An 18,697-nucleotide genomic window follows, 5' to 3' on the forward strand; every position below is an offset into this window, starting at 1 on the left:
CATCATGCGCGCCGCCCTGTTCGTCACCTGCGTCAACGACGCGCTGTACCCGCGCACCGGCACCGCCGTCGTACGCCTCCTGGAGCGGCTCGGCGTCGACGTGGCCTTCCCGGCGGCCCAGAGCTGCTGCGGGCAGCCGCAGTACAACACCGGCTACCGGCACGAGACCGAACCGCTGGTGCGGCGCACCGCGCGGGCCTTCGCGGGGTACGAGTACGTGGTCACTCCCTCCGGATCCTGCGCCGCGATGATCCGCGAGCACTACCCGCGCATCGGCCGGAAGGCGGCGGCCGAGGGACGCGGCGGCGAGCTCGCCGAAGCGGCCGCCTCGCTCGCGCCGCGCGTGTACGAGCTGACCGAGTTCCTGGTCGACGTCCTCGGGGTGACCGACGTCGGCGCGTACTTCCCGCACACCGTCACCTACCACCCCTCCTGTCACGGCCTGCGCGGTCTGGGGCTCGGCGACCGGCCGCGGCGGTTGCTGGCCGCGGTCAAGGGCCTGGACCTGGTCGAGCTGCCGGGCGCCGAGGAGTGCTGCGGCTTCGGCGGCACCTTCGCCGTCAAGAACCCCGACGTCTCGACGGCCATGGGCACCGACAAGATCGCAGCCGCGGCCGCCACCGGCGCCCGGGTGCTGTGCGGCGCCGACAACTCCTGCCTCGCCCACCTCGACGGCCTGCTGCGCCGCGCGGACAGCCCGCTGAAGGCCCTGCACCTCGCCGAGATCCTGGCCGCGACCGAGGAGGAACCGCTGCCGTGACGGGTACCCACCTGGGCATGCCCGCCTTTCCCGAGGCGGCCCGCGAAGCCGTACGGGACGAGGTGCTGCGCGCCAACCTGCGGCACGCCACCCACACCATCCGCGACAAACGCGCCCGGGCCGTCGCCGAACTGGAGGACTGGGACGGGCTGCGCGCCGCGGGCAAGGCCGTCAAGGACCACACGCTCCGCCATCTCGACCGCTACCTGCTGCAGTTGGAGGACGCGGTCACGGCGGCCGGCGGCACCGTCCACTGGGCCGCCGACGCGGACGAGGCCAACCGGATCGTCACCGCACTGGTCCGCGCGAGCGGCGAGCGCGAGGTCGTCAAGGTCAAGTCCATGGCCACCCAGGAGATCGGGCTGAACGAGGCCCTGGAGGCCGCCGGCATCGCCGCGTACGAGACCGACCTCGCGGAACTCATCGTGCAGCTCGGCCGCGACCGCCCCTCCCACATCCTGGTCCCGGCCATCCATCGCAACCGGGCCGAGATCCGCGACATCTTCCGTGCCGAGATGGGAAGTTGGGGCCGCCCGGCGCCCGAACAGCTCGGCGACGACCCGCGGGAGCTCGCCGAGGCGGCGCGCCTGCACCTGCGCGAGAAGTTCCTGCGCGCCAAGGTCGCCGTGTCCGGAGCCAACTTCATGGTCGCCGAGACCGGCACGATGGTCGTCTTCGAGTCCGAGGGGAACGGCCGCATGTGCCTGACCCTGCCCGAGACCCTGATCTCCGTCGTCGGCATCGAGAAGGTCGTCCCGACCTTCCGCGACCTGGAGATCTTCCTCCAGACGCTGCCGCGCTCGTCGACCGCCGAGCGGATGAACCCGTACACGACGATGTGGACGGGGACCACGGCGGGCGACGGCCCCTCCACCTTCCACCTCGTCCTCCTCGACAACGGCCGCACCGACACCCTCGCCGACGAGACCGGCCGTCAGGCCCTGCGCTGCATCCGCTGCTCCGCCTGCCTCAACGTCTGCCCGGTCTACGAGCGCGCCGGCGGCCACGCCTACGGCTCCGTCTACCCCGGCCCGATCGGCGCGATCCTCGGCCCCCAACTGCGCGGCACCGGCAGCGCCGTCGACGCCTCGCTGCCCTTCGCCTCCACCCTGTGCGGGGCCTGTTACGAGGTCTGCCCGGTCGCCATCGACATCCCCGAGGTTCTCGTGCACCTCCGCGAGCGGGTCGCCCAGGGCGGCCCGGTGACCCGGGACGGCGTCCGCGTCACGCTCCGCCCCGCGGACGGCCACACCGCCGAACGGGCCGCGATGCGCGCAGCCCGGCTGCTCCTGGACCACCCGGGGGCGCTGCGCGCGGGGGAGCGGCTGCTGGCCCGGGCCCGGCGCCTCGCGCCCCGCAGGCTCCCCGGGGCCGGGCGGGCCTGGACCGACACCCGCGAACTGCCCACCGTACCGGCGGAGTCCTTCCGCGACTGGTGGGCGCGGGAACGGGGGAACGCGCAGTGAGCAGCAAGGACCGCATCCTGGGCCGGATCCGCCGGGCGGTGCCACGGGCCCCGGGCGCCGGCCCGGGCCCGGACCCGGCGCCCGAGCCGGAGATCGTGCGCGACTACCTCCTCGTGCACGGCACGCGCACCCCGCGGGAGCGGGTGGACCTGCTCGCGGCGAACCTGACCGAGTACCGGGCGCACGTCCACCGCACCGGCGAGGACGGGCTCCGGGACCTGCTGGCGCACCTGCTGCCGGACGCCGCGACCGTACTGCTCCCGCCGGAGCCCGGGTTCGCCCTGCCGTCGGACCCGTCGCTCACCTTCGTGCACGACGGCGCGGAGCACGCGGAGCACGCGGAGCACGCGGACCACGCGGACCACGCTGACCGGTCGCACCGGGAACTCGACCGGGTCGACGCCGTGGTGACCGGCTGCGCCCTCGCGATCGCCGAGACCGGCACGATCGTCCTCGACGCCGGCCCCGATCAGGGCCGGCGCCGCATCACCCTGATCCCGGACCACCACATCTGCGTGGTCCGCGTCCCGGACCAGGTGGTGGACTCCGTCCCGCAGGCCCTGCCGCTCCTCGACCCGGCCCGCCCCCTGACCTGGATCTCCGGCCCCTCCGCCACCAGCGACATCGAACTCGACCGGGTGGAGGGCGTCCACGGCCCGCGCCGCCTGGACGTGATCCTGCTGGCGGCGGGGCCCGGGACACAATGAGGGCATGCCATCGCACATCGCCCTCACGGCCCTCCTCGTCCACGACTACGACGAGGCCATCGACTTCTACACCCGCGCCCTCGGCTTCGACCTCGCCGAGGACACCGCACGCCCGGACGGCTCCCGCTGGGTCGTGGTCCGCCCGCCCGGCGCCACCGAATCCGCCCTGTTGCTGGCCCGCGCCAAGGACGAGGCCCAGCGCTCCCGGGTGGGCGACCAGGCGGGCGGCCGCGTCGGCCACTTCCTCTACACCGACGACTTCGCCCGCGACCACGCCCGGATGACCGCCGAGGGCGTCCGCTTCCTGGAGGAGCCGCGGCACGAGGCGTACGGCTCCGTCGCCGTCTTCGAGGACCTGTACGGCAACCGCTGGGACCTCCTCCAGCCCGCGGCCTAGTAGGCCGTCTCTTCCGGATCCGGCCGGGGGCAGGATCCGGAAGAGACGGCCTAACCGGCCAGCCTCGGCGCCTCCCGCGCGGCGTCGACGGCCGGGCCGCCGCCCTCCACCCGGCCGGCCAGCTCCCCGGCCCACCGGACCAGGCCCGCCACGTCGATCCCGTACGGATCCCCGTGCAGCCCCTCGAGCCAGGAGGCCCCGCGGCGCAGCAGCCGCGCCCCGCCGACCGCGTTGCCGCGCGCGGCGTGCGTCAACCCGACGGCGAGCTGCGCGAGCCCCCGCCAGAGCGGGGCCGCGGCCTCGGGCCCGGACTTCCAGGCATCCTCGAACACCTCGTGCGCGTGGAACGGCATCCCGGCGTCCAGCAGGCGCTGCGCCTCCCGTACGGTCTCCGCGGCCGAGCGCACGACGCCCTCGGGCTGCCGCTCCACCCCGGGCACCCCGTACGCCAGCGGCCGCCCCAGCCCGTCCCTGGGCCGCGCACTCCGCGCCCGTCCGTCATCGTCCCGATCCCGTGCGTTCACCACCCCATCCTCCCCCGCGCCGATTACCGGTGCGTGCACACCCCTCGGCGTGGGGTAATGTTCTGCATGTGCCGCCGAGCACGGGGAAACCCGCAGGTCGAAGGCACAACGGGACGTGGCGCAGCTTGGTAGCGCACTTGACTGGGGGTCAAGGGGTCGCAGGTTCAAATCCTGTCGTCCCGACTCGAAAGAGTCGCAGATCAGGGGCCGTTTTGGAGCAATCCAGAACGGCCCCTTGATCGTTTTCGGGGACCGGTTGGGACCGGCGTGCTCGACCGTGGTCAGCGGGTCACGACGATCGGGTTCGCCGGCCGGCATGGCGCGCGCAGCACGCTGAGGTGGGCGGAGAGCGCGGCTCCGGCGGCCGCCTTCCAGCTGCGGGGCGAGCCCCAGCGCCGCGTCCCCCACTGTCACTTGCCGGGAGCCGCCAGGGCCAGGACGTGGACCACGATGTGCGGGCAGGGCATCGGATCGCCCTCGGCTTCAGCGTGTTGCGAAGAGCGCGCTCCCGCACCTCGGGCGGGCCTGTCGTACCTCGGGTGCACACTTCCCCGCATGGCAACCCGAAGTGATATGACGCTGGAGTGGCAGCTCCGTGAGGTCGCGAAGGAGACCGGCGACGAGACGGTGGGTTCGGCGCTCACCGCCGTCTTCATCTATCTGCACAGCCTCGGCAAGGGCAGACGCAGGCAGGGCAAAGAGCTCGTACGTCTCATCGAGGCGGCCCGAGGATCGGCTGCGGCCGCGGGGGAGTGGCAGGTCGTACGGCTCCTGCAGGACTCGCTGGACTACGCGGAGGGCCGGATCCTCCAGCACGATTTCGCGGAACGTCACCGCCTGTTCCAGGACGGGGCGCGCAGGGAACGGTCCCGCGACTTCGTTGCGAGCTCCCTGCGCGCGATGCATGAATGGCTTGTCGCGGCGTGCGAGGCATTTCTCAGGGATCACCCCGGTGCCGGCGCGGAGGAGGTGGTGGAGCACTTCCGGTCCCAGGGCCGTGACGCCGCGTTCCTACGCGCTCCGGAGGACCGGCCCGGCCGCTACGTCATTCCGCGTGGGATGTCCGAGACATCGCTGTGGCTGGAGCGGCTGCTGCGCAGCGATCGGATCGAGCTGGGGGACCCCGCCGAGGCCGCTCGGAAGATCGTCAGCTCACCCCAGGCCCTCGCCCTGCTCGCGGCCGATCATGAGGGGCAGCTCGTCCTGCGGGCGGCCGAACTGAGGCGGCGCTCGGCCGGGCTCGACACGCTGCGTGCCGTCGTCGAGGACCCAAGGGCGCGAGAAAGTGATCTCCAGCGGGCGCTGGAGGGGCAGCACTGGATCTTCGGAGGACGGTTCGTGGGCGAGGCCGCCCACCGACGGCTGGTGCCGGGAGACGAGGTGACATCCCGCTGATACGGGGCGACGGGACGCTGCACATCGTCGAACTGAAACGAGCCATGAGCCTTAAGAGGCCCCTGGTCAAGGGGCACCGCAACGCCTGGGTGCCTGCGGCATCGGTCCACGAGGCCGTCGGGCAGGCCGTCAACTACCTCACAGGGCTGGACGAACACCGCGACCGCATACGCGAGGAGCTCGGCATCGAGGTCCGGCGGGCCAGCGCGCTTGTGCTGGTCGGACACCCCGGCCTCCACCCCGACGTACCGGAGACGGAGATCAACGAAGCGCTGCGGACGTTCAACTCGCATCTCACGCGCGTCGAGGTGCTCACCTACAAGGAGCTGCTGGACAACGCGGAACGCTCCCTGGCCGGTGAACTTCGATCGCGAGTCAGAGAACAGGCCTAAGGGCTGTCCCGTAATCCCCGGCGGGCGCACGACGACAGCTACGGCAGCTCGCTGCGTTGTCGGAACGCCCGAATACGCACAGTACGAGGACGCCCCTCCGCCTTGCGACTCCCCGCTGCTGCCGACCTGCCGGTCCGCGAGGTCCCGCGCCAATCCCCGTACCGTCGTCGTCCTGAACGCCAACGGGCCCGTCGAACTCCCCCGGCGGACGGAGGCCGCCGCTGTGCTCCTCGCCTGGTTCCCCGGCCGGGATCCGGGCCACGCCCTCGCGGACGTTCTCCTCGGCCGGACCGAGCCCGGGGGCCGGCTCCCCACCACCTGGCCCGCCACCCTCGCCGGCGCCCCCCGCTGCCCGGGCTGCTCGCCGTGGCCGGGCAGCCCGCCGTGCTGTTCGCCCGTCCGGCGGCCGGGGGTCCGGCTCGACCACGTGGACCTGAGGCACGGCGAGGGCGGGGCGCTGGCGGGGCTCGGCACCCGTTGGCGCGGGGCCGCCGGCGGCTCGCGGTGATCACCGGCGCGGCGGACGTCCCGGCGAGCCGGGAGCGTGTCGCGGGCTTCCGCGGGCGGTGGCCGAGGTGGCCTGCGGGGCCGACCGGGCCGCCGGTGGCCGAGGGGGACTTCACGCTCGAAGGCGGCGAGACGGCGAGACGGCGAGACGGCGATGCGGAGCCTGCTGGCCCAGCAGCCCGACCTGGACGGGGGTGTTCGCCGCGAACGACCTGATGGCGCAGGGCGCCCCAGGGGATGCTGTTCACCCCCGAACTGGTCCCCAGGACTCGACCTGACGTGACCTGGCCCGCCTGGCCCGGCCCGACGAATCGGCCCTCCCGGCCGTGCCCGCGCTCGTCTCGGTCCGGGTCAGCCGCGGTGGCCCACCGCTCCGCTGCGGACCTCCAGGGAGGTCTGCCAGCCCGGCTGTTCCGCCGGAGGCTCCGAGGGGGCGTGCCGGCCGCCCGTCGCGAAGAAGGCCGACAGCGGGAGCGTGGCCGCGCCGACGGTGACCGCGTCGTGGCCCAGGGCGCCCATGCCGATGCTGACGCGGCCGGCGGGATGGGGAAGGGAGTAGCGCGTCGCGTACTTCCGTACCGCCCCGAGGACGTACGGGCCCAGCATCAGCCCGGCCCAGCCGCCGATCAGGATCCGCTCCGGCTGGAACAGGTTGATCAGGTCGGACAGTCCCGCGCCCAGGTACTCCGCGGTCTCTTCCAGTACCTCCTGCGCCACCGGGTCGGCCGCCCGGGCCGCCGCCAGCAGGGCGGACAGGGCCTGTTCCTCGTCGACCTCCCCGCCGGCCCCCGCGTCCCCGCCGCGTTCCGCCCACCGGGCCAGCAGCGACTCCGCGCCGGTGTAGGCCTCCAGGCAGCCCAGCGCCCCGCAGCGGCAGCGCCGGCCCCGTACGGATACCGTCAGGTGCCCCCACTCCAGCGACGTGCCCTCCGTCTTGCTGCCGTCCGGAGAGCCGTCGGTGATCAGGCTGGCTCCGACGCCCGACCCGAAGAGCACCACGACCGCCTCGCGCGCCCCGCGCCCCGCACCGAACCACATCTCGGCCTGGCCGAGCGTGCGGGCGCCGTTGTCGATGATGTACGGGACCTCCTCGGGCAGTGCCCCGGTGGCGCGCAGCAGGGCCTCCAGCGGTACCGCGTCCCAGCCGATGGTCTGGCCGTGCACCACCGCCCCGCCGGGTGCCTCCCGGTCCACGATGCCGGGTACGCCGATGCCGACGCCGAGCAGCCGCTCCGTACCGACGCCCGCCTCGGCGAGCACGGTGGCGATCCCCGCCTGGATGTGGGCGACGATCGGGCCCACGTCGTAGCAGCCGCGCGGCAGCAACGGCATCTCGGTGCGGGCGAGTTCGGTCAGTGAAAGGTCGAACAGCTCGACACGGACCCGGGTTTCGCCGACGTCGATGCCGATCATGTGGGCGCTGCCGGGAGTGACCCGCAGGAGCGTGCGCGGCCTGCCGCCGTCGGAGTCGACGACGCCCGCCTCCTCCAGCAGGCCGTCCGCGACGAGTTCGCCCACCACGTTGCTGATCGACCCGGAGCTCAACCCGGTGGCGGGGCCCAGTTCCTGACGGCTCATCGGCCCGCCGAAGTACAACCGCTGCAGTACGGCGCTGCGGTTGCCGCGCCGCAGGTCCCGCACCGTTCGTCCGCTACGACCCGTGGTCATGTGGCTCCTTCCGCCCCGCCGTCGCTCGCAACATACCCTTGCGCGACCTCTTGACGCGACCCTTTCGCGAGGCTTAACTCACGTCCTAATTTAAGGCCTAGACAAAAACGGGTGCAGCAGAGGTCCCGCGCAGACGACGCACGGTACCTCCTCACCGGCCTTTCCCCGACCCTGCCGAAAGGGGCCGATCCGCCATGCGCAGCACCAGAGCCGCAGCCGCCTTCGCCGTCACCGCCTCGCTCCTCGCCGCCGCCACCGCCTGCGGAGGAGGCACCACCGACAACGAGGGCGGCTCCAACACCGCCCCCAAGGAGCTCACCTACTGGGCCTCCAATCAGGGCCCCGACATAGCGGCGGACCAGGCGACCCTCGCCCCCGAGCTGAAGAAGTTCGAGGAGCAGACCGGCATCAAGGTCAAGCTGGAGGTCGTGCCCTGGTCGGACCTGCTCAACCGGATCCTCGCCGCCACCGCCTCCGGCCAGGGGCCGGACGTGCTCAACATCGGCAACACCTGGTCGTCCTCCCTGCAGGCCACCGGAGCCCTGCTCCCTTGGAACGCCGAGAACTTCGCCGCCATCGGCGGCAAGGACCGCTTCGTGGAGTCCGCCCTCGGCTCGGCGGGCGCCGCGGGCAAGGACCCGGCCGCGGTCCCGCTCTACTCGATGTCGTACGCCCTCTACTACAACAAGAAGATGTTCCGGGAGGCGCGCATCGACAAGCCCCCGGCCACCTGGGACGAGATGGTCACCACCGGCCAGAAGCTGTCCAAGGACGGCAAGTGGGCCCTGGGGGCGGAGGGGTCGAACCTCTCCAACAACATCCACCAGGCCTTCGTCCTCTCCCAGCAGCACGGCGCCGCGTTCTTCGACGCCGCCGGGAAGCCCACCTTCGACACCCCGGGCAACGTCGAGGCCGTCAAGCAGTACGTCGACCTGATGGCCAAAGACAAGATCATCGCTCCCGGCAACGCCGAGTACGACAAGAACCAGTCCCTCCAGGACTTCGCCAACGGCAAGACCGCCATGGTCCTGTGGCAGAGCGCCGTCAGCAGCTTCAAGGCCCACGGCATGAAGGAGGGCGACTGGGGCGTGGCCCCCGTCCCCGTCCCGGCCGGAGGCGCCCCCGGCGCCGGGAGGAACACCAACTCCATGGTGGCCGGCATCAACCTGGCCGTCTTCAAGAACACCGACAACATCGACGGCGCGCTGAAGTTCGTGAAGTTCATGACCAGCGACGAGGAGCAGACGCTCCTCAACAAGACCTACGGTTCCATCCCGCCGGTCAAGGCCGCGCAGGCGGACGCCGCGTTCGCCGGCGAGGACGCCACCGTGTTCCGCAACGCCCTCTCCACCAGCGCCGCACCGCTCCCGCAGGTCCCGGAGGAGTCGCAGTTCGAGACCGCCGTCGGCACCGCGCTCAAGGAACTCTTCTCGGACGCCGCGGCCGGACGCCCGGTGACCACCGATTCCGTCAAGGCCAAGCTCACCAAGGCCCAGCAGCAGATGGCGAACTGAGTCCCCTCGGATGACCACCGCACCCACCACACTCCCACCCGACGCGAAGGCCGGGCAGCCGCGGAAACCCGCGGCCGCCCCCGCGCGCCGCCGCCCCGGCCGCATCCGGCGCACCGCCCTGCCGTACCTCCTGCTCCTGCCGGCCATCCTGCTGGAACTGCTCATCCACCTCGTCCCCATGGTGATGGGCATCCTGATGAGCTTCCGCCGGCTGACCCAGTTCTTCATCCGGGACTGGTCGCGGGCCCCCTGGACCGGCTTCGACAACTACGAACTCGCCGTCGACGTCAACCGCCCCGTCGGCGAAGCCCTCCTCGGTTCCTTCCTCACCACCTGCCTGTTCACCCTGCTCTCGGTCGGCCTGTGCTGGCTGCTGGGCACCGCGGCCGCCGTGTTCATGCAGGAAACCTTCCGCGGCCGGGGCGTCCTGCGGGCCCTCTTCCTGGTCCCGTACGCCCTGCCCGTCTACGCGGCGGTCATCACCTGGGCGTTCATGTTCCAGCGGGACAACGGCCTGGTGAACCACGTCATCCACGACCAGCTGGGCCTCGGCGGGGCCGAGCACACCTTCTGGCTGCTCGGCGACAACAGTTTCTGGGCCCTGCTGACCGTCTCGGTGTGGAAGGGCTGGCCCTTCGCCTTCCTGATCGTGATGGCGGCCCTGCAGAACATCCCCAAGGACCTCTACGAGGCCGCCGCCCTGGACGGTGCGGGGATCTGGCAGCAGATCCGCCGGATCACCCTGCCCTCGGTGGGCGCGGTCAACCAGGTGCTGGTCCTCGTGCTGTTCCTGTGGACGTTCAACGACTTCAACACGCCCTTCGTGCTGTTCGGGAAATCGGCCCCCGAGGCCGCCGACCTGATCTCCATCCACATCTACCAGTCCAGCTTCGTCACCTGGAACTTCGGCACCGGGTCCGCGATGTCCGTCCTGCTGCTGCTCTTCCTGCTGCTGGTCACCGCCGGATACCTGCTCGCCACCACGCGCGGACGGAGGGCCGACGATGCCCGCTAGAACACGCAGCCCGCTCGATCCGCCGACGTCCTTCAAGGTGATCCGGGCCGTCTTCCTGACCCTGCTGTCCGGCTTCGTGCTGCTGCCCGTCTACGTGATGGTCACCAGCTCGCTCAAACCGCTCAAGGACGTCGCCGGCCAGTTCCGGTGGATCCCCTCCGGGCTCACCTTCCGCCCCTACGCCGACATCTGGCACACCGTCCCGCTCGCCGAGTACTTCGTGAACTCCCTGATCGTGGCCGGCACCGCCACCGTCTGCTCCGTGGTCATCGCCGTCTTCGCCGCCTACTCGGTCAGCCGGTACCGTTTCCGGGGCCGGCGGCTGTTCACCGTCACGGTGCTCTCCACCCAGATGTTCCCGGGGATCCTCTTCCTCCTCCCGCTGTTCCTGATCTTCGTGAACATCGGCAACAGCACCGGGGTCGCGCTCTACGGATCCCGCGGCGGCCTGATCCTCACCTACCTCACCTTCTCCCTGCCCTTCTCCATCTGGATGCTCATCGGCTACTTCGACTCGGTGCCCCGCGACCTCGACGAAGCGGCCACCGTCGACGGCTGCGGGCCCCTCGGAGCCCTGTTCCGGGTGGTGATCCCGGCCGCCGTGCCCGGCATCGTCGCCGTCGCCGTCTACGCCTTCATGACCGCCTGGGGCGAAGTGCTCTTCGCCTCCGTCATGACGAACGACGCCACCCGCACCCTCGCCGTCGGCCTGCAGGGCTACTCCACGCAGAACGACGTCTACTGGAACCAGATCATGGCCGCCTCGCTCGTCGTCAGCGTCCCCGTCGTCGCCGGATTCCTGCTGCTCCAGCGCTACCTGGTGGCAGGACTGACCGCAGGAGCCGTCAAGTGACCCTTTCCGAAAGCCTCCCCGTGACCGAGCAGGCCGCGGACCCCGCGCGCATCGACCTCGGCGCGCTGCCCCACGACTTCGCCTGGGGCACCGCCACCTCCGCCTACCAGATCGAGGGGGCCGTCGCCGAGGACGGCCGCGCCGCCTCCATCTGGGACACCTTCACCCGCGTACCCGGAGCCATCGACGGCGGCGACAACGGCGACACCGCCTGCGACCACTACCACCGCTGGCAGGACGACATCGCCCTGATGCGCGGACTCGGCACCAACGCCTACCGGCTCTCCGTCGCCTGGCCGCGCGTCCTCCCGGGCGGCGACGGCCCCGTCAACGCCAAGGGCCTCGCCTTCTACGACCGGCTGATCGACGGCCTGCTGGCCGCCGGGATCGAGCCCTCCGTCACCCTCTACCACTGGGACCTGCCCCAGACCCTGGAGGACCGCGGCGGCTGGCCCGAGCGGGGCACCGCCGAGCACTTCGCCGCGTACGCCGGCCTGGCCGCCGAGCGCCTCGGCGACCGCGTCACCCAGTGGGCCACGCTGAACGAACCGCTGTGCTCGGCGTGGATCGGCCACCTGGAGGGCAGGATGGCCCCCGGCCGGACCGACCTCACCGCCGCCGTCCGCGCCTCCTACCACCTGCTGCTCGGCCACGGACTCGCCACCCAGGCGATCCGCGCCGCTTCCCCCGGCGCCCGGATCGGCATCGTCAACAACCTCTCCACCGTCGAGCCGGCCACCGCCGGCGAGGCCGACACCGCTGCCGCCCGGCGGATGGACGGCCACGTCAACCGCTGGTGGCTCGACCCCGTCCACGGCCGCGGCTTCCCCGCCGACATGCGCGAGGTCTACGGCGTCGACCTCCCCGAGCGCCCGGGCGACCTCGCCGCGATCGGCGCCCCGCTCGACTGGATCGGACTGAACTACTACTTCCCGCAGGTGGTCACCGCCGACCCGGACGGCCCCGCCCCCCACGCCCGCCAGATCGAGCGGCCCGGCGTCCCGCGCACCGGCATGGACTGGGAGGTCGACGCGCACGGACTGGAGACGCTGACCATGCGGCTCCACGAGGAGTACGGCTCCCCGGAGATCCGGATCACCGAGAACGGCTCCTCCTACCCCGACACCGTCGCCCCCGACGGCAGCGTCCACGACCCCGAGCGCGCCGCGTACCTGACGGCCCACCTCGCCGCCTGCGCCCGCGCCGCCCGCCGTGGGGCCCCCGTGGCCGGCTACTACGCGTGGTCGCTGCTGGACAACTTCGAATGGGCCTACGGCTACGACAAGCGCTTCGGCCTGGTCCACGTCGACTACGCCACCCAGCAGCGCACCGTGAAGTCCAGCGGCCGCCGCTACGCCGAGATCATCGCCGCGCACCGCACCATCCGCTGAGCCCCTCACCCCTCCGGCGGAACGCCGTTCGCGTCGTTCGGCACCTCCCACTCGCCGGCCGGGCCGGTCTCGGTGACGAGGGACGGCTTGGTGTAACCGCCCTGCTGCCAGGCCCGCTTCGTAGCCGCCGCCGTCCGGGTCGGCGCCGCCGGACGCGATGCTGGGAGAGCGCTCTCTCGGCAGGCCCGGAAAACGCGGGGCGGCCGCCGGGCCGCCCCGCGTCCTTCGGGGGTCAGGGGTGGGTCAGGGGAACGAGACGAGGGTGGAGGGGACGGTCGAGGTGCCCGAGGTGGGGGCGCCGATGCCGTTGATGACGTGCTCGTACTGGCCGTTGCCGCCGAGCGAGACCACGAGCAGGTCGTGGAACTTCACACCGGGCTTCACCGGTGCCTGGAAGCCGTGCTCCTGGCGGATCGTGGGATCGACGTTGTAGTAGCAGTAGCTGCCCAGGCCCCAGCCCTCGTGGGTGTTCACCGAGTCGGCCACCTTGTAGGCCGCGTAGCCCTTGGTCGAACCGTTCTGGATCGCGGCCTGGTTCGGGGCGTCGTACGCCTTCTCGTTCTGGAAGAAGATCGTCCGGCCGCGCTCGCCGTTCCACTCCACGTCGTACTTGTTGAAGTGTTCGACGAAGAGCCCGGTGGCCAGGACGTCGTCGCCGTTCACCCGGAACCCGTAGTCGGAGCGGTTGGTCTCCCAGCCCACCCCGTCGCCGTGGTCGGCGCGCCAGATCCAGGTGTGGTCGACGATCGTGTCGTCGTTGTTGATCACCATGCCCACCGTGGCCTTGCCCGCGCCCGCACCGCCGACCCGGACGAAGACGTCCTGGACGCTGGTCGGGTTCGCCCCGTGGTCGGCGGAGGCGTTGGCCGGGCCGACCTCCAGCAGGCTCGGCGAGTTGACGGTGCCCGCGTCGACCAGGAACCCGGCGAGCTTCACGCCGTCCACGTCGGCGACCTTCACCGCGGTGACCCCGTTGTCCGGGACGATCGTCGCCAGGCCGAGGCCGAGGACGATGGTGTCGGGGCGGTTCACCTGGATGGTCTGGTTCACGTGGTAGACGCCGGGGGTGAACAGCAGGTGCAGGCCCTGCGTCAGCGCCGCGTTGATCGTCGCCGCGCTCGTGCCCGGCTTGACCACGTAGAACTGGCTGAGCGGCACCGAGCTGCCCTGGGGTGCGCCGTTGCCCCAGGACGTGCCGCGGGCGTTCGTGCGCTTCGCCGGGACGAAGACCTTGTACTCGTTGCCGTCCAGGTAGAGGAAGGGCTTCTCCCGCGAGACGGGGGTGGTGTCCAGGGTGGTGTAGGGCGGGTTCGGGTACGACTGCGCGGGCGCGCCCTGGGTCCCGGAGAACACCTGGTTCCACACCGCGTTGGACCAGCCGCCGATCGAGCTGTCACGGGTGTACCACTGCTGCTGCGAGTAGTTGCCGACCTGGCCGTCGATCTTGGAGTCGGCGATGTACCCGCCGGAGGCCCAGCCGTAGCCGTCGGGGGCGAGGTTCAGCCCGCCCTTGACGTGCATCCGGCGGAACGGCGCCGCCTGGGAGACCGCCCAGCGGTTGGTGCCGCTCACCGGGTTCAGCGCCAGGTTCTCGGCCGAGCGCCAGAAGTTCTGGGTGGCGTTGCCGCCGAACCAGCCGGCGTCGACGGTCACGTCGCCGTTGATGGTGGTGTCGTCGGGGTTCAGGCCCAGGCCCGAGATCGAGGTGTAGAACCCGATCTGCGCGTTGAGGCCGTTGTAGGTACCGGGCTTGAAGAGGAACTGGTAGCGGCCGGAGCCGAACTGCGCGGACTCCTGCTGGGCGAAGACCTGGTCCAGCCTGGCCTGGATGTTCGGCGTGGACGGGTCGAAGACGATCACGTTCGGGCCGAGGTCGCCGCCGCCGGGGATGACCGGGCCGGTACCGGTGGTGCCGTAGACCTGGAACTCCCAGAGCGAGTAGCCGTATCCGGTGGTGCGCTGCGTCCCGTACACACGGACGTAGCGGGCGGTACCGGTGATGTCGTGGGTGACCGTGCCGCCGGTGCCCGTGGCGGTCGAGGCGGCGGTGGACCAGTTGGTGCCGTCCGTGGACAGCTCGACGCGGTACGCCTTGGCGGCGGCGGCCTCCCAGCGGAGGACCACCTGGCTCAGCTGGGCGGGCGCGCCGAGGTCGACCTGTATCCACTGGGGGTCGGTGAACTGGCTCGACCAGCGGGTGCCGTTGTCGCCGTCCACGGCCGCGCCGGCCGGGGTGCCGGCGCCCTCCGTGCTGGAGGCGGTGGCGGGCTTGCCCTGGGAGAGCAGGACGGGTGCCGCGTGGGCGGTGGTGCCGGGGAGCAGCACCAGGAGGGCTGCCATCAGCGCGGCGGCGAGCGCCGCGACGGCCAGCCGCGGCGGGCGGTCGGAGAGGAGGGGCATGCGGGGTGCTCCTGACGTCGTGGATCCGGGGGGATCGAAGCGTGAGTGAACTGCCCGCCACGGTGCCCGTCAAGGGTTTGAGCGTTCATGAACTGAAGATCAAACGGTGTGTCAACTGGCCGTCGGGCCTGTGAACTTGGGGTTTCTTCAATCCTTGTGAAAAGTGTTGACGAAAAAACCCTGCAGCGCTCTACTGAGGCTTCTGACCGCTCCGTCCCGCCGCGCCCGCTGGGCGGGACGGAGCCAGGCACCGTTAGGGAAGTGTCCACGATCCCGCCCCGGGCATCCCTGTGCGTTCGATACTCGTCGAGCGGTGGACGGGGACGGGCCGGGGCCGCCCCGGGGTCCGCAGGACGCCGGACTCCGGCCCGTCACTCCCCGGCCGGCCGTGTACCGCTTCCCGCCGCACGGTCTGGAGCCCGACGGCAACCCACCCCGCACGGGCGAGCGGTTCTCCGTAAATTCCCGGGTGTATGACCGGAAACCCTGGGCATTCGAGTGTCCGGAGGTTGATAATCATGGTTCCCCTGCTTCTTGTTCTTCTGCTGATCCTGATTCTTGCTGGTGCGGGTTTCGCGGTGAAAATCCTGTGGTGGTTCGCGATCGCGGTTCTGATCCTGTGGCTGATCGGTTTCGTGGCCCGCCCGAAGAGCGGCAGCGGACGCTGGTACCGCTGGTAGCGCGGGCCGGAAAGCCGATTTCCCCCAATGAATGCAACCGCCATGAATGAACCGGCGATGCGGGGGCAGGCGGTGAATGGGCCGACGCACGAAGACGAGGGCCGAAGTAATGGTGGCCCTCAGGTAATTCGGAGGAGTTGTTTCGCGTGACTGAGAACGTATGGAGCTACAAGTCGACTGCGGGCCGTCTGCAAGCCACGGACCTCACCGGCTACAAGGTCGAGGCCACGGACGGCGGCATCGGCAAGGTCGACAAGCACTCCGACGAGGTCGGTGACGCCTACCTGGTCGTCGACACCGGTGTGTGGATCTTCGGCAAGGAGGTCCTGCTGCCGGCGAGCACGGTGATCCGGATCGACCAGGCCGAGCAGAGGGTCTACGTCGACCGAACCAAGGACCAGATCAAGGACGCGCCCGAGTTCCATCGGGACAAGCACCTCGGTGATGCCGGCTACCGCGAGGAGCTGGGTACCTACTACGGCACCGGCGCCCCCTTCGGCGGCCGACCCGCCTGATCGGCCCGCCACGAGCCTGCCCCGGCACTCCCGAAGGAGTGCCGGGGCAGGCTCATGCCGCCGCATTCGTGTCAAGCGCCGCTCTCGCCGGCGCGCACGGTGTGGACGAGGGCGGTGAGCACCGCGACGGCGCTGCCGTCGCCGTCGCTGCCGGCGGTCCCGCTGCCGCTCTGGACGTTGGCCGTCCGGTCGATTTCGAGGACGGAGTCGGCGTGGGAGTTGTCGATGACGGTGATGAGGCTTCCGCGGGCGGCGGCGGGTTCGGCGCCGCCGCAGATCAGGGTCACCGCCAGGCAGGCGGCGGCCCGCACACGTGCGTGGTTCATACGCCGGCGCTCTCGCGCGCGGGAGGTACCGGCTGGTGCCGGGTGATGTTCTTCGCCAGGAGCATGGTGGACTCGCCGACACCGATTTCCCCGTCGCCTTCCGCGGCGGGCAGCCGCCCGTCGGCGAGCCGCAGTTCGGCGAGGGCGGTGTCCATCGCGCGGTGCGCCGCGAAGAGGCAGGGCGTGCTGTAGATGGCCACGTCGACGCCGAGGCCGGTCAGTTCGCTGAGGGAGAGCCGCGGGGACTTGCCGCCGGCGATCTGGTTGAAGAGCAGCGGCTTGGAGCCGACGACGTCGCGGATCCGCCGGATCCACTCGACGCTGCGGACACCGTCGACCAGGACGACGTCGGCGTCCGTGGCCGCCAGCGCCTCGGCCCGGTGGAGGATGTCCGCCTCCTCGGTGGCGTCCGTGCGGGCGACGACGAGCAGCTCCCTGCGGGTCTCGAGCACCGCGTCCAGCTTCTCCAGGTACTCGGCGAGCGGCAGGACCTGCTTGCCGTCGGCATGACCGCACCGGCGCGGACGCTTCTGGTCCTCGAGGATGACGCCGGAGGCGCCGATGCGTTCCATCTCCTTCACCACGTGGCAGGCCACCTCCACATCGACGTAACCGTCGTCGATGTCCACGAGCAGGTGGTGCTGCGGGAACGCTCCGCGCAGCCGCTGGACGAAGGCCAGCATGTCGGGCCAGGCGATGAACCCGATGTCGGGCAGTCCGTAGTGGGACGCGGCGAACCCGAAACCGGAGACGAACATCCCGTCGTAGTGCCCGGCCGCGACCGAGGCCGAGTACATGTCGTGCACGCCGATCAGGGGCGTGGTGCCCGGCTCGGCGATCTGGGCCCGCAGTTTGTTCCCGTAACTCATCGTCAGCTCCTTCGAGGGTGCTCGGCGCGTGGGGGCGGGGGAGCGGCTGCGACATGGCAGTGCTTTACCCAAAGCTGATCATTTCCTGGCGTTCCGCTGATGTGCGACATACCAAGTCTTTACTCACCCCAATGGATCATCCCGTTCACCACAGAAACGTCACTGGGCGCCGCTCCTCCCGCTGCGCACATGAGGATGCGCACTCCCCGGCCTCCCCGCACCATGGGCCTGTACCGGTACCGCGGCGAAGGAGATGGCCATGTCCTCGGGTCCCGCGCCCCACGTGGCGTCCTCGGCCTCCGACGCGACGTCCGCGTGCCGGCTGCTGCTGGTACGTCACGCGAAGGCCGTGCCGAAGCACGTGGCGGAGGACTTCGAACGTTCCCTGAGCGACCGGGGCCGGGCTGACGCGCCGGAAACGGGGCGCTGGCTTGCCGAGTCGGGCTTCGAGCCCCGTCTGGTGCTGTGTTCCCCGTCCCGGAGGACGCGGCAGACGTGGCAGCTGATCGCCCCGGCCCTCCCGGACGTGCCGCCCGCCGTGTACGACGACAGGCTCTACAACGCGGCCCCGACCGCGCTGGCCACCGTAGTGGCGGAGCGGGGAGCGGGAGTGAGCCACCTGATGCTGGTCGGCCACAACACCGGCATCCACGAACTGGCCATGACCCTGTGCGGAACCGGCCCGCCGAAACTGCTGGAGCGCCTGGGGGAGGGGCTCCCGACGTCGGGCGTTGTGGTGGTGGACCTTCCGGGCGGGTGGCAGGGCCTGGCCCCGGGCGACGGCCACCTGACCGCCTTCTGGGCCCCCGCCCACTGACGGCCGCCGGACCCCGGCCCCCGCTGCCCGCGGTCGGCGGCGAAGGCCGGCGGAACGGCTTCGGGCGAGTGAGCCGGTGCTCAGGCCATTTCGTCACGGATCTCGTTGCGGTGCTCCTCGTAGGCGAGTCGCGCGTCGTCGTTCGGGAGCGCCGGGGTCATGAGGCCGCAGGCGCAGGTCACCACCGTGAGGTCGGACAGAGCGCGCAGGGTGTGCCCGTCGGGGCTGGTCCGGGCCGCCTCCGCCGGCTTCTTGTACCGGAGGTTGTGCACGTAGTGGCGTGGGCGCACAGCGGCCGGAGAGGTGCGGGCGCTGGCGTTGTCGGGGGTGAAGCGGTGCTCGCTCATGGGTCCAGTGTCGTCTGCCGGACGCGAGTAACCTGCGCCCGCGCGGAAGGACACGACGCGAGCATGACCGAGCCGGCCGCGGGCACGGGCACGGGCGACCGGGAACAACTGCGGAAGGGGCGTTGACCGGACCCGCGCGGCCCCACAGGGCTGG

19 protein-coding genes, 1 tRNA gene and 1 pseudogene are annotated in these 18,697 nt (G+C 71.3%); 15 read left to right on the plus strand and 6 right to left on the minus strand.

Going from position 1 to position 18,697, the window contains the following annotated elements; genetic code table 11:
• The first annotated feature begins 4 nt into the window (after window positions 1-4).
• From ACGFZK_RS06380 to ACGFZK_RS06395, 4 genes are read left to right on the plus strand one after another with little or no spacing between them, the layout of a single operon-like run.
• The gene (locus tag ACGFZK_RS06380) at window positions 5-760 is read left to right on the plus strand and encodes a (Fe-S)-binding protein (RefSeq protein ID WP_393847673.1); all 756 of its coding nucleotides are present in this window, start codon (window positions 5-7) and stop codon (window positions 758-760) included.
• Window positions 757-2,226: a lactate utilization protein B gene (locus ACGFZK_RS06385; protein WP_393847674.1), complete on the plus strand. Its 1,470-nt coding sequence runs from the start codon at window positions 757-759 to the stop codon at window positions 2,224-2,226. The genes ACGFZK_RS06380 and ACGFZK_RS06385 overlap by 4 nt, the downstream gene beginning before the upstream one ends.
• Window positions 2,223-2,933 carry a lactate utilization protein C gene (locus ACGFZK_RS06390; RefSeq protein WP_393847675.1) on the plus strand — a complete coding sequence of 237 codons (711 nt, stop codon included), beginning with the start codon at window positions 2,223-2,225 and terminating at the stop codon, window positions 2,931-2,933. The genes ACGFZK_RS06385 and ACGFZK_RS06390 overlap by 4 nt, the downstream gene beginning before the upstream one ends.
• A gap of 4 nt (window positions 2,934-2,937) precedes the next feature.
• Window positions 2,938-3,330 carry a VOC family protein gene (locus tag ACGFZK_RS06395; protein WP_393847676.1) on the plus strand — a complete coding sequence of 131 codons (393 nt, stop codon included), beginning with the start codon at window positions 2,938-2,940 and terminating at the stop codon, window positions 3,328-3,330.
• 50 nt (window positions 3,331-3,380) lie between these two features.
• On the opposite strand, the gene ACGFZK_RS06400 is transcribed toward ACGFZK_RS06395, so the two are convergent.
• Window positions 3,381-3,854: a DUF309 domain-containing protein gene (locus tag ACGFZK_RS06400; RefSeq protein ID WP_393847677.1), complete on the minus strand. Its 474-nt coding sequence runs from the start codon at window positions 3,852-3,854 to the stop codon at window positions 3,381-3,383.
• Between the two features lie 109 nt (window positions 3,855-3,963).
• Between ACGFZK_RS06400 and ACGFZK_RS06405 the strand changes: the two genes are divergently transcribed.
• The 4 genes and pseudogenes from ACGFZK_RS06405 to ACGFZK_RS06420 all read left to right on the plus strand — a co-directional run.
• Window positions 3,964-4,037: transfer RNA gene (locus ACGFZK_RS06405), tRNA-Pro, on the plus strand.
• 372 nt (window positions 4,038-4,409) lie between these two features.
• Window positions 4,410-5,249, plus strand: coding sequence for a hypothetical protein (locus ACGFZK_RS06410; protein WP_393847678.1), 840 nt, complete (start codon window positions 4,410-4,412; stop codon window positions 5,247-5,249).
• Window positions 5,250-5,281: 32 nt separating this feature from the next.
• Entirely contained in the window at window positions 5,282-5,641 is a 360-nt protein-coding gene (locus ACGFZK_RS06415) for a Shedu anti-phage system protein SduA domain-containing protein (protein WP_393847880.1), read from the plus strand.
• A 142-nt stretch (window positions 5,642-5,783) separates the two neighbouring features.
• Window positions 5,784-5,987: pseudogene (locus tag ACGFZK_RS06420) on the plus strand (glycoside hydrolase family 3 C-terminal domain-containing protein); the annotation flags it as partial.
• Between the two features lie 512 nt (window positions 5,988-6,499).
• Here the strand turns inward: ACGFZK_RS06420 and ACGFZK_RS06425 are convergent.
• A complete protein-coding gene (locus tag ACGFZK_RS06425; RefSeq protein WP_393847679.1) occupies window positions 6,500-7,816 on the minus strand; it encodes an ROK family protein in 1,317 nt (438 codons plus the stop codon).
• A gap of 194 nt (window positions 7,817-8,010) precedes the next feature.
• Between ACGFZK_RS06425 and ACGFZK_RS06430 the strand changes: the two genes are divergently transcribed.
• From ACGFZK_RS06430 to ACGFZK_RS06445, 4 genes are read left to right on the plus strand one after another with little or no spacing between them, the layout of a single operon-like run.
• The gene (locus tag ACGFZK_RS06430; RefSeq protein WP_393847680.1) at window positions 8,011-9,330 is read left to right on the plus strand and encodes an ABC transporter substrate-binding protein; all 1,320 of its coding nucleotides are present in this window, start codon (window positions 8,011-8,013) and stop codon (window positions 9,328-9,330) included.
• A 10-nt stretch (window positions 9,331-9,340) separates the two neighbouring features.
• Window positions 9,341-10,345, plus strand: a complete 1,005-nt coding sequence (locus ACGFZK_RS06435) for a carbohydrate ABC transporter permease (RefSeq protein WP_393847681.1) — start codon at window positions 9,341-9,343, stop codon at window positions 10,343-10,345.
• Complete coding sequence (locus ACGFZK_RS06440; protein WP_393847682.1) at window positions 10,335-11,198, plus strand: carbohydrate ABC transporter permease; 864 nt, start codon at window positions 10,335-10,337, stop codon at window positions 11,196-11,198. Before ACGFZK_RS06435 ends, ACGFZK_RS06440 begins: the two co-directional genes overlap by 11 nt.
• Window positions 11,195-12,589, plus strand: coding sequence for a GH1 family beta-glucosidase (locus tag ACGFZK_RS06445; protein WP_393847683.1), 1,395 nt, complete (start codon window positions 11,195-11,197; stop codon window positions 12,587-12,589). Before ACGFZK_RS06440 ends, ACGFZK_RS06445 begins: the two co-directional genes overlap by 4 nt.
• 243 nt (window positions 12,590-12,832) lie before the next feature.
• On the opposite strand, the gene ACGFZK_RS06450 is transcribed toward ACGFZK_RS06445, so the two are convergent.
• Window positions 12,833-14,989, minus strand: coding sequence for a discoidin domain-containing protein (locus ACGFZK_RS06450; protein WP_393847684.1), 2,157 nt, complete (start codon window positions 14,987-14,989; stop codon window positions 12,833-12,835).
• 518 nt (window positions 14,990-15,507) lie between these two features.
• On the opposite strand from ACGFZK_RS06450, the gene ACGFZK_RS06455 reads away from it, so the two are divergent.
• Together ACGFZK_RS06455 and ACGFZK_RS06460 are read left to right on the plus strand one after the other, a co-directional pair.
• Window positions 15,508-15,669 (plus strand): hydrophobic protein, encoded by a 162-nt coding sequence (locus tag ACGFZK_RS06455; RefSeq protein WP_393847685.1) that lies wholly within the window; start codon window positions 15,508-15,510, stop codon window positions 15,667-15,669.
• Between the two features lie 146 nt (window positions 15,670-15,815).
• Entirely contained in the window at window positions 15,816-16,184 is a 369-nt protein-coding gene (locus ACGFZK_RS06460) for a PRC-barrel domain-containing protein (protein ID WP_393847686.1), read from the plus strand.
• A 71-nt stretch (window positions 16,185-16,255) separates the two neighbouring features.
• On the opposite strand, the gene ACGFZK_RS06465 is transcribed toward ACGFZK_RS06460, so the two are convergent.
• Window positions 16,256-16,510: a hypothetical protein gene (locus tag ACGFZK_RS06465; RefSeq protein WP_393847687.1), complete on the minus strand. Its 255-nt coding sequence runs from the start codon at window positions 16,508-16,510 to the stop codon at window positions 16,256-16,258.
• Window positions 16,507-17,379: an oxaloacetate decarboxylase gene (locus tag ACGFZK_RS06470; RefSeq protein ID WP_393847688.1), complete on the minus strand. Its 873-nt coding sequence runs from the start codon at window positions 17,377-17,379 to the stop codon at window positions 16,507-16,509. Before ACGFZK_RS06470 ends, ACGFZK_RS06465 begins: the two co-directional genes overlap by 4 nt.
• A gap of 259 nt (window positions 17,380-17,638) precedes the next feature.
• Here ACGFZK_RS06470 and ACGFZK_RS06475 point away from each other — a divergent pair, with 259 nt between their 5' ends.
• Entirely contained in the window at window positions 17,639-18,196 is a 558-nt protein-coding gene (locus ACGFZK_RS06475; RefSeq protein WP_393847689.1) for a SixA phosphatase family protein, read from the plus strand.
• An 80-nt stretch (window positions 18,197-18,276) separates the two neighbouring features.
• Here the strand turns inward: ACGFZK_RS06475 and ACGFZK_RS06480 are convergent, their stop codons facing one another.
• Window positions 18,277-18,543 (minus strand): hypothetical protein, encoded by a 267-nt coding sequence (locus ACGFZK_RS06480; RefSeq protein ID WP_393847690.1) that lies wholly within the window; start codon window positions 18,541-18,543, stop codon window positions 18,277-18,279.
• Window positions 18,544-18,697: the final 154 nt, after the last annotated feature.

It is taken from the genome of Streptomyces sp. NPDC048257 (assembly GCF_043201855.1).
Taxonomy (GTDB): Bacteria; Actinomycetota; Actinomycetes; order Streptomycetales; family Streptomycetaceae; genus Streptomyces.

Bases quoted from the DNA above. Each gene is read 5' to 3' on its own strand.
- ACGFZK_RS06380 (WP_393847673.1), top strand. From the start codon at position 5: ATGCGCGCCGCCCTGTTCGTCACCTGCGTCAACGACGCGCTGTACCCG.
- ACGFZK_RS06395 (WP_393847676.1), top strand. From the start codon at position 2,938: ATGCCATCGCACATCGCCCTCACGGCCCTCCTCGTCCACGACTACGAC.
- ACGFZK_RS06410 (WP_393847678.1), top strand. From the start codon at position 4,410: ATGGCAACCCGAAGTGATATGACGCTGGAGTGGCAGCTCCGTGAGGTC.
- ACGFZK_RS06425 (WP_393847679.1), bottom strand. From the start codon at position 7,816: ATGACCACGGGTCGTAGCGGACGAACGGTGCGGGACCTGCGGCGCGGC.
- ACGFZK_RS06430 (WP_393847680.1), top strand. From the start codon at position 8,011: ATGCGCAGCACCAGAGCCGCAGCCGCCTTCGCCGTCACCGCCTCGCTC.
- ACGFZK_RS06435 (WP_393847681.1), top strand. From the start codon at position 9,341: ATGACCACCGCACCCACCACACTCCCACCCGACGCGAAGGCCGGGCAG.
- ACGFZK_RS06440 (WP_393847682.1), top strand. From the start codon at position 10,335: ATGCCCGCTAGAACACGCAGCCCGCTCGATCCGCCGACGTCCTTCAAG.
- ACGFZK_RS06450 (WP_393847684.1), bottom strand. From the start codon at position 14,989: ATGCCCCTCCTCTCCGACCGCCCGCCGCGGCTGGCCGTCGCGGCGCTC.
- ACGFZK_RS06455 (WP_393847685.1), top strand. From the start codon at position 15,508: ATGGTTCCCCTGCTTCTTGTTCTTCTGCTGATCCTGATTCTTGCTGGT.
- ACGFZK_RS06465 (WP_393847687.1), bottom strand. From the start codon at position 16,510: ATGAACCACGCACGTGTGCGGGCCGCCGCCTGCCTGGCGGTGACCCTG.
- ACGFZK_RS06470 (WP_393847688.1), bottom strand. From the start codon at position 17,379: ATGAGTTACGGGAACAAACTGCGGGCCCAGATCGCCGAGCCGGGCACC.
- ACGFZK_RS06475 (WP_393847689.1), top strand. From the start codon at position 17,639: ATGTCCTCGGGTCCCGCGCCCCACGTGGCGTCCTCGGCCTCCGACGCG.
- ACGFZK_RS06480 (WP_393847690.1), bottom strand. From the start codon at position 18,543: ATGAGCGAGCACCGCTTCACCCCCGACAACGCCAGCGCCCGCACCTCT.